The following is an 8,519-nucleotide window of genomic DNA, read 5'->3' on the forward strand; positions in this document are numbered from 1 at the left end:
CGTATAGGGGATGATCAGTTGCGCCTTGTCACCACTGTCGTACCAATAGGGCAAATCGTCCGCATAGCTGTCTGAAACATAGGCGAAATCACCGATCTCGCATGCCAAATCAACGGTGTTGGCAGAGCAGCGCCCCGTGTACCAGCCCTTTGGGTAGTCACCGGTGACTTCATAATGCAGTTGAATGGCCTCACGCATATGGGTGGCTTCGTCTTCACGGGTGAAGTCTTTATATTCAATCCACTTAAGGCCATGCGAAGCAATTTCCCAATTGGCGTCTTGCATGGCGGCCACCTGTTCGGGTGAACGGGCCAGCGCTGTCGCGACCCCATAAACAGTGACGGGCACATTTAATGTTGTGAACAAATCATGCAGCCGCCAAAACCCGGCGCGGGACCCATACTCGTAAATGCTTTCCATGTTCCAGTGGCGTTGCCCAGCCCATTGTTGCGCGCCAACAATTTCGGACAAAAAGGCTTCAGATGCAGCGTCACCATGCAGAACGCAGTTCTCTCCACCTTCTTCATAATTCACAACAAATTGCACAGCGATCTTGGCATTATTGGGCCAATTTGCCTTTGGTGGCTTTGCGCCATACCCCAATATATCGCGGTCATATCGAACGGATTTTGTCACTTGATCATCCATCAGTCGTTGGTTTGGCCTTTTGTGGGCCAAATCACATGTTTTTTGTTAAGATGGGCCGTGCGGCTGATTTGGTCAATCGCATGGTCCGTTGAAGCGCATCCTATTACACTTTCAAAATTTTGACCATTTGTTAAAAAATCTTGACTTTTACGTGTGTTTTAAAGGACAAAGGGGATCGACAGGGGGGATAAATGACCAATCAAAACACCACCGGTAAGCTTACAACGCATGTTTTGGACACCGCTCGCGGTTGCCCGGCAGCGGGCTTAAAAATTGAGTTATTTGATCTTGATGCGGACAATTCCAGCCCGCTCGTGACCGCTATCACCAATAATGATGGTCGCTGCGATGCACCTATGCGCAACGCCTCAAATCTGCGCAAAGGGCGGTACGAATTGCGCTTTCATGTGTCGGACTATTTCACCGCGCAAAATGTGATCCTTGAAAATGGTCAATTCCTTGATGTGGTGCCCATTCAATTTGTGGTGGCGGATGAAACCGCTCATTATCATGTGCCCTTGCTCGTCTCGCCCTATGGCTTTTCAACCTATCGCGGGAGCTAAAAAGTGACCACGCGCCACACGCTAAAATTCTGGCTTAACGACCAACCTATTGAGCTTGATCGTCTGCCCGCCACCCAAACCTTGTTGGACTATTTGCGACTCACCCAGGTCCTGCGCGGCACCAAAGAAGGCTGCGCGGAGGGTGATTGCGGCGCGTGCACCGTGCTGGTGGGACGCCTTGAGGGCGATCAGCTGAAATATGAAAGCGTAAATGCCTGCATCCGATTTGTTGGTTCGCTTGATGGTTGTCATGTGGTCACCATCGAGCATCTAAAAGGCAAAAATGGCGCGCTGCACCCGATCCAGCAAGCTATGGTTACCCATCACGGCTCCCAATGCGGGTTCTGCACGCCCGGATTCGTGATGTCGCTCTATGCCATGTGGATGAGCGAACTTGAGCCGGATGTGGCAACGATTGAACGCTACCTGCAGGGCAACCTATGCCGGTGCACAGGCTATGAGCCGATCATCAAGGCGGCGCTGGCTATTTGCGAACACGGCAAGCTGCACGAGGACTATTTAATCGCAGAGCAAGATCAAATTGTGCAAAACCTGAGCGCATTACAAAACGATCAAATGTTGGCAATTGAAAGCGAAGCTGAAAAACTTTTCGCGCCAGCAACCCTGGATCAATTCGCAAGCATTTATGCGCGAAATCCAGAAGCGACAATTGTTGCAGGGGCAACTGATGTGGGCCTTTGGGTGACAAAGTTCATGCGCGACATTTCCCCTGTGATCTTTACGTCGCGGCTCAAGGATTTCCGCAAAATTGAGGTGAGCGATACCGCGATCACCGTTGATGGGGGTGCAAGTTACACAGATATGTTGGCAGTCATCGACGAGCATTTGCCACAGCTCTCTCAATTCTGGCGTCGAATTGGCGGCGAACAGGTGCGAAATATGGGCACCGTGGGTGGCAACATCGCCAATGGCTCACCGATCGGCGACACCCCGCCGCCTCTGATTGCTTTGGGGGCGACCATCACCTTACGTAAGGGCGATGAACGGCGCACGTTGGAGCTAGAAAAATACTTCATCACCTATGGCAAGCAAGACCGCGTCGCGGGTGAGATTGTTGAACAAATCCACATCCCATTGCCAGACGAAGATCAATTGTTTGCCTGCTACAAAATCTCAAAGCGTCGCGACGAAGATATTTCCGCGCTGTGTGGAGCGTTCAGCGCCAAAATCGACGACGGGCGCATAAGTGATATCCGCATCGCCTTTGGCGGCATGGCTGGCACGCCCAAACGGGCGTCACATGTTGAAGCCGCTTTAAAAGGTGCGCCATGGTCCGAGCGCTCGATTGCCGACGCAAAGCAATTGTTTGAACAAGATTTCGAACCCCTTTCCGATTGGCGTGCTTCGGCCACTTATCGCATGGCCGCCGCGCAAAATTTGCTTGAACGGTTCTATCTTGAACATGCTGATGAAAATGCGATCAGCCTTGATGATCTGCACCAAGCCGCAACCTTGGAGGCGCTGTCATGAACAAACAAATCAAAGGCGGCACACATCAATCCATCGAGCATGAATCTGCCCATAAGCATGTTTCAGGTCGGGCCGAATATTTGGACGATGTGATCGAACCCGCTGGCACGCTACACGCCTATCTGGGACTTTCAACTTGCGCCAATGGCAAAATCAAATCAATGGATTTGGATGCTGTGCGCAAAGCGCCCGGCATTGTGGATGTGCTCACAAAAGACGACATCCCCGGCGAAAACGATGTCAGCCCAACGGGGTTGCACGACGAGCCGATTTTTGCGCGCGGTGAAGTTCACTTTTATGGTCAGCCCTTGTTTGCCGTTGTCGCAAAAACCCGCGATCAAGCCCGTCGCGCAGCCCATTTGGCAAAAGTTGAATATATCAGCGAAGCACCTTTACTGGATGTGAAATCAGCTAAGGCAAACGGCGCTGAACTTGTCACCAAGCCCCTAAAGCTCAAACGCGGTGATGCCGTATCTGCGCTTGAAAATGCGCCAATGCGCATCAAAGGCGAAATGGAAATCGGCGGCCAAGATCACTTCTATCTTGAGGGACATATCGCCATGGCGATCCCGGGTGAAGATGATGAAGTCACCGTTTTCTCCTCCACCCAGCACCCAACCGAAATCCAGCACATGGTGGGCCACGCGTTGGGCGTTTCAGCAAACGCGGTCAATGTGCAAGTGCGCCGCATGGGCGGCGGCTTTGGGGGCAAAGAAACGCAAGGTAGCCTGTTCGCAGCAGTGGCGGCCATCGCCGCCAAGAAGCATGGAGCCGCGGTTAAAATCCGCCCAGACCGCGACGACGATATGGTGGCTACGGGCAAACGCCATGATTTTGTCGCGAGCTATGATGTGGGGTTTGATGAAGCGGGCAAAATCCACGCCATCGACGCTGAGTTCGCGGCGCGTTGTGGTTTCTCAGCAGACCTATCCGGGCCGGTGACAGACCGCGCGCTTTTCCACGCGGACCATTGCTATTTCATTCCCAACGTTGAACTGCGTTCACAACCATTAAAAACCAACACTGTTTCCAATACGGCGTTTCGAGGATTTGGTGGACCACAGGGCATGTTGGGTGGCGAGCGCATGATTGAAGAGATCGCCTATGCGTTGGGCAAAGACCCATTGGAAATACGACGCGCCAACTTTTATGGCGGGGAGGGGAAAAATCTAACCCCTTATCACCAGGTGGTCGACGACAGCATAATTGAGCGCATCGTTGATGAACTCGAAGCAAGCGCGGATTATCAAGAGCGACGAGACGCAGCGCTTGAGTTCAACAAGACCAGCCGCGTTCTAAAGCGTGGTATCGCGCTGACGCCAGTGAAGTTTGGCATTTCCTTCACCGCCACTTGGTACAACCAAGCGGGCGCGCTGGTGCATGTGTACAGTGATGGCACGATCCAGCTCAACCACGGCGGCACCGAAATGGGCCAAGGGCTTTACACCAAAGTTGCCCAGGTGGTTGCAGATGAGTTTCAGGTGGATATCTCCACCATCAAAGTCACCGCCACCCGCACCGACAAAGTGCCAAATACCTCGGCAACGGCCGCTTCTTCGGGTACAGATTTGAACGGCATGGCCGCAGCCGATGCTGCGCAAAAAATCAAGCAACGGTTGATTGATTTTGCGGTTGGAGAATATGACGTCGCCCCTGAAAAGGTACGCTTTGAAAACAACCAAGTCATTGTTGGCGAACAAGCGTTCAGTTTCGCAGATTTCGTTAAAACCGCCTATATGAACCGCGTGCAGCTTTCGGCAACGGGTTTCTATAAAACCCCTGATATCCATTGGGACCGCGACGCGGGCAAAGGCACACCCTTTTATTACTTCGCATACGGGGCCGCTGTATCAGAAGTGGTGATCGATACACTCACCGGCGAATATTTTGTTGAGCGCGTTGATGTGCTGCACGATGTGGGCCGCTCGATCAATGAAGCGATCGACAAGGGGCAAGTTGAAGGCGCATTTGTGCAAGGCATGGGCTGGCTCACCACAGAAGAATTGTGGTGGTCAAAAGACGGACAGTTAAAAACCCACGCCCCTTCGACCTACAAAATTCCCGTTGCCTCAGACAGACCGCGTCAGTTCAATGTGAATTTGGTGAATTGGTCTGAAAACAAAAAACGCACCATCCGTCGCTCAAAAGCGGTGGGCGAGCCGCCCTTCATGCTGGCGATCTCTGTGCTTGAAGCCTTGTCGATGGCGGTGGCTTCTGTTGCTGACTATAAAACCTGCCCAAAACTTGATTCCCCCGCCACGCCAGAACGGATTTTGATGGCTGTGCAAAGGCTCAAAGGGGAATAGGGCATGGGCTTGGCTAAACATCAGCTCCAGTCATTCTTGAAGGCGGGCCCAGCCGTTGACGTTCAAATCACGCAGGTCAAAGGCTCCTCGCCGCGTGACGTTGGGGCGTGGATGTTGGTCAATGCACATGAAATGATCGGCACAATAGGTGGCGGCCAATTGGAATTTATGATGATCGACGAGGCGCGCAAAATGCTGCGCCTAGGTCATCATCAATTGACGTGCACTGTGCCACTTGGGCCAGAAATTGGTCAATGCTGCGGTGGGCAGGTGGAAATTGCTTTGTCGCTGATTGCCAACTCGCAAGATATTTTAGCCCGCCATTTTGCTGAGCAAAATGCAAAACCTGATGTTTTGATTTTTGGGGCCGGGCACGTGGGCAAAGCACTGGCACAAACTTTGGCGCTATTGCCGGTCAATCCAGTTTTGATCGATCAGCGCGCACATGAGTTGCCCAATATATCAGGGGTCGAAAATCGCTTGTCGCCTTTGCCCGAAGCTGAGTTGCGCACAGCAAAGCCGGGCAGTGCCGTTGTGGTGCTCACCCATGATCATGCGCTTGATTTTTTAATTGCCGGGGAAGCGCTTGTACTTAGCAAATTCTCTTATGTTGGCATTATCGGCTCTAAAACGAAACGGGGCGTTTTTTCCAATTGGCTCAAACAGACCTATGATGGTGGCGTTGACGCCAAAAACCTTGTTTGCCCGATAGGTGGGCACAGAGTTCAAGACAAACGACCAGAAATTATCGCGGCGCTTGTCGCGGCTGAAATTATCGCCACTTTGGATCAGGCAGGGCAGCTGGCCAAAAATACACTTGTTCGGGGGGAAGAACATGCCAGATAGTGCAATTTTTTTTGAATGGCTAAGCTTTGGCATCAGGTGGTTGCATGTGATCACCGGTATTGCTTGGATTGGCTCAAGCTTTTATTTCATTGCGCTCGATTTAGGCCTGCGCAAACATGAAAGCCTGCCCAAAGGTGTGCAGGGCGAAGAATGGCAAGTGCATGGCGGCGGCTTCTACCACATCCAAAAATATATGGTGGCGCCACCCAATATGCCCGAGCATTTGATTTGGTTTAAATGGGAAGCCTATACCACTTGGCTTTCTGGCTTTGCCATGCTGGCCATCGTCTATTATGTGGGCGCAGACCTTTATCTGATCGACCGCAATGTGCTGGATGTTTCTTCGCCCGTTGCGATTTTGATTTCAGTTGCATCCCTCACCGTGGGTTGGCTGATTTACGACCAATTGTGCAAGTCGCCCATGGGCAAATCGGACGTCGGCTTGATGTTGTTTTTGTTTGTCGTTCTGGTCGCTATGGCGTGGGGTTACACACAATTGTTCACAGGGCGCGCCGCATTGCTGCACCTAGGGGCGTTCACCGCCACCATTATGTCGGCCAATGTGTTCTTTATCATCATCCCAAATCAAAAGATCATCGTAGACGACCTTAAGGCCGGCAAATCGCCAGATCCAGCTTTGGGCAAACAATCTAAACAGCGGTCTGTGCACAATAACTACCTGACCCTGCCCGTGCTGTTTTTGATGCTTTCCACCCACTATCCACTTGCGTTTGCCACGCAGTACAATTGGGTGATCGCAGCATTGATCTTTTTGATCGGGGTGCTGATCCGCCACTTCTTCAATACCAAACATATGAAAGGCGAAAGCCTTTATTGGACGTGGTTCATTGCGGCGGTTTTGTTCATTGGCATCATGTGGCTTTCAACCAACCCCAAAATTGGCGGGATCACTGAAGACACCGTGGCCAGTTCACAAGCTCAGATCATGATGGCCGATGCGCATTTTGAAGAAGCGCGCGACACGGTGATTGGGCGCTGTTCCATGTGCCATACCGCAGAACCTGCGTGGGAAGGGGTTTCCCAAGCGCCCAAAAACGTCATTTTGGATAATGACGTGGCGATTGCCACCTACGCTCATGAGATTTACATTCTAGCTGGGCGCACCCACGCCATGCCACCGGGCAATGTGACACAAATGAGCGAAGAAGAACGCCAAGTGCTGGTCGCCTGGTTTGAAAGCGCTTCAAAAGGATAAGACATGACTTTGAAGATTTTGCGAGGCCGCGTCTTGAGTTTCAACGACGCGCCAAAAGCACGCGACGACCAAGATTGCCACACCTATCTTGAAGATGGGGCCGTGCTGATTGAAAGCGGGAAAATAATGGCGCGAGGCGAGTTTGCCGATATCGCCAAGAGTGTACCAGCAGATGTCCAAACCATTGATCACCGCCCGCACATCATTATGGCCGGGTTCATCGACACCCATATTCACTTCCCGCAAATGCAGGTGCTCGGTTCCTACGCTGGGTCCTTATTGGAGTGGCTGAACACCTATACCTTTGTAGAAGAGCAACGCTTTGGCGATTTGGCGCACGCCAAGAAAATCGCTGGGCATTTCTACGACGAAGTGATCCGCCACGGCACTACTACGGCAGTTGCCTATTGCTCTGTGCACACTCAATCCGTCGACGCCTATTTTGAAGAGGCGCAAAAGCGCAATATGCTGATGCTTGGCGGCAAAGTGATGATGGACCGCGAAGCGCCTGAGGCCCTAAGGGACACGCCCCAATCAAGCTATGACGACACCAATGCACTGATTGAAAAATGGCACGGCAAGGGCCGTAACCATTATGCGATCACCCCGCGCTTTGCCATTACCTCTACGCCTGAGCAATTGGAAATGGCCGGGGCCTTGGCCAAAGAGCACCCAGATTTGCACGTTCAAACGCACTTAAGTGAAAACAAAGCCGAGATTGAATTCACCAATTCGCTTTACCCGGAAATGGGCGACTATTTTGGTATCTATCAGCACTATGGCTTGGCGGGCGAGAAATCACTTTTTGGCCACTGCATTCACCTTGAAGACCGCGAACGCGACGCGATGATAGAAACCGGTTCGGTGGCGGTTTTCTGCCCCACCTCGAACCTGTTCATCGGCTCGGGCCTGTTCAATTGGGACCGGGTTGCAGGACCTCAAGATAAAGGCAGGATCGCCATCGCAACGGACGTGGGCGGCGGCACCAATTATTCGATGCTTAGAACGCTGGACGAAGGGTATAAAATCCTCAACTTGCAGGGTCAGCGCATGAACCCGCTAACATCGTTCTATCAAATCACGTTGGGCAATGCGCGGGCGCTATCACTTCAAGAAAAAATCGGCACACTGGATAAAGGCACTGACGCTGACATTGTGGTGCTCAACGCCAATGCCACGTCAGCCATGCAATTGCGAATGGAAACCGTGACGACTTTGGAGGAAGAATTGTTCCTCTTGCAAACCATTGGCGACGACCGCGCGATTGTTCAGACTTATGTGGCGGGTGAGGCCTTGAAAGCCGGCCTGAACTAACCGGGGTTATTGACCCCGCATCAAGTGCGGGGCGGTCCGGGTAGTCGAGTTTTCTTCAGTGCACCGTCCCGGCCTACGAGCCGGGACCAATCAAGATGGTGACGCTTGCGCATAGCACCATTTGGCGGGGGTGCC

At 52.3% G+C, this 8,519-nt stretch carries 7 protein-coding genes; 6 read left to right on the plus strand and 1 reads right to left on the minus strand.

Translation table 11 applies throughout. From position 1 onward, the window contains the following. Window positions 1-636 (minus strand): polysaccharide deacetylase family protein (locus Q0231_RS08270; RefSeq protein ID WP_299347067.1); only part of this gene is annotated, 636 nt, incomplete at its 3' end. A gap of 203 nt (window positions 637-839) precedes the next feature. Between Q0231_RS08270 and uraH the strand changes: the two genes are divergently transcribed. The 6 genes from uraH to guaD are packed head-to-tail and all read left to right on the plus strand — an operon-like array spanning window position 840 to window position 8,384. Next, entirely contained in the window at window positions 840-1,211 is a 372-nt protein-coding gene (gene uraH / locus Q0231_RS08275) for a hydroxyisourate hydrolase (protein ID WP_299347069.1), read from the plus strand. Window positions 1,212-1,214: 3 nt separating this feature from the next. After that, on the plus strand, window positions 1,215-2,702 hold the full coding sequence (gene xdhA / locus Q0231_RS08280; protein WP_299347071.1) for a xanthine dehydrogenase small subunit: 1,488 nt from the start codon (window positions 1,215-1,217) through the stop codon (window positions 2,700-2,702). Further along, the gene (gene xdhB, locus Q0231_RS08285; RefSeq protein WP_299347073.1) at window positions 2,699-5,008 is read left to right on the plus strand and encodes a xanthine dehydrogenase molybdopterin binding subunit; all 2,310 of its coding nucleotides are present in this window, start codon (window positions 2,699-2,701) and stop codon (window positions 5,006-5,008) included. Before xdhA ends, xdhB begins: the two co-directional genes overlap by 4 nt. A gap of 3 nt (window positions 5,009-5,011) precedes the next feature. Further along, the gene (xdhC, locus tag Q0231_RS08290; RefSeq protein WP_299347075.1) at window positions 5,012-5,854 is read left to right on the plus strand and encodes a xanthine dehydrogenase accessory protein XdhC; all 843 of its coding nucleotides are present in this window, start codon (window positions 5,012-5,014) and stop codon (window positions 5,852-5,854) included. Then, window positions 5,844-7,070 carry a urate hydroxylase PuuD gene (locus Q0231_RS08295; RefSeq protein ID WP_299347077.1) on the plus strand — a complete coding sequence of 409 codons (1,227 nt, stop codon included), beginning with the start codon at window positions 5,844-5,846 and terminating at the stop codon, window positions 7,068-7,070. Before xdhC ends, Q0231_RS08295 begins: the two co-directional genes overlap by 11 nt. Window positions 7,071-7,073: 3 nt before the next feature. Then, the gene (gene guaD, locus Q0231_RS08300; RefSeq protein ID WP_299347079.1) at window positions 7,074-8,384 is read left to right on the plus strand and encodes a guanine deaminase; all 1,311 of its coding nucleotides are present in this window, start codon (window positions 7,074-7,076) and stop codon (window positions 8,382-8,384) included. Window positions 8,385-8,519 lie beyond the last annotated feature (135 nt).

Origin of the sequence: uncultured Maritalea sp., assembly GCF_937139385.1 — a bacterium.
GTDB classification, from domain to species: Bacteria; Pseudomonadota; Alphaproteobacteria; order Rhizobiales; family Devosiaceae; genus Maritalea; species Maritalea porphyrae_A.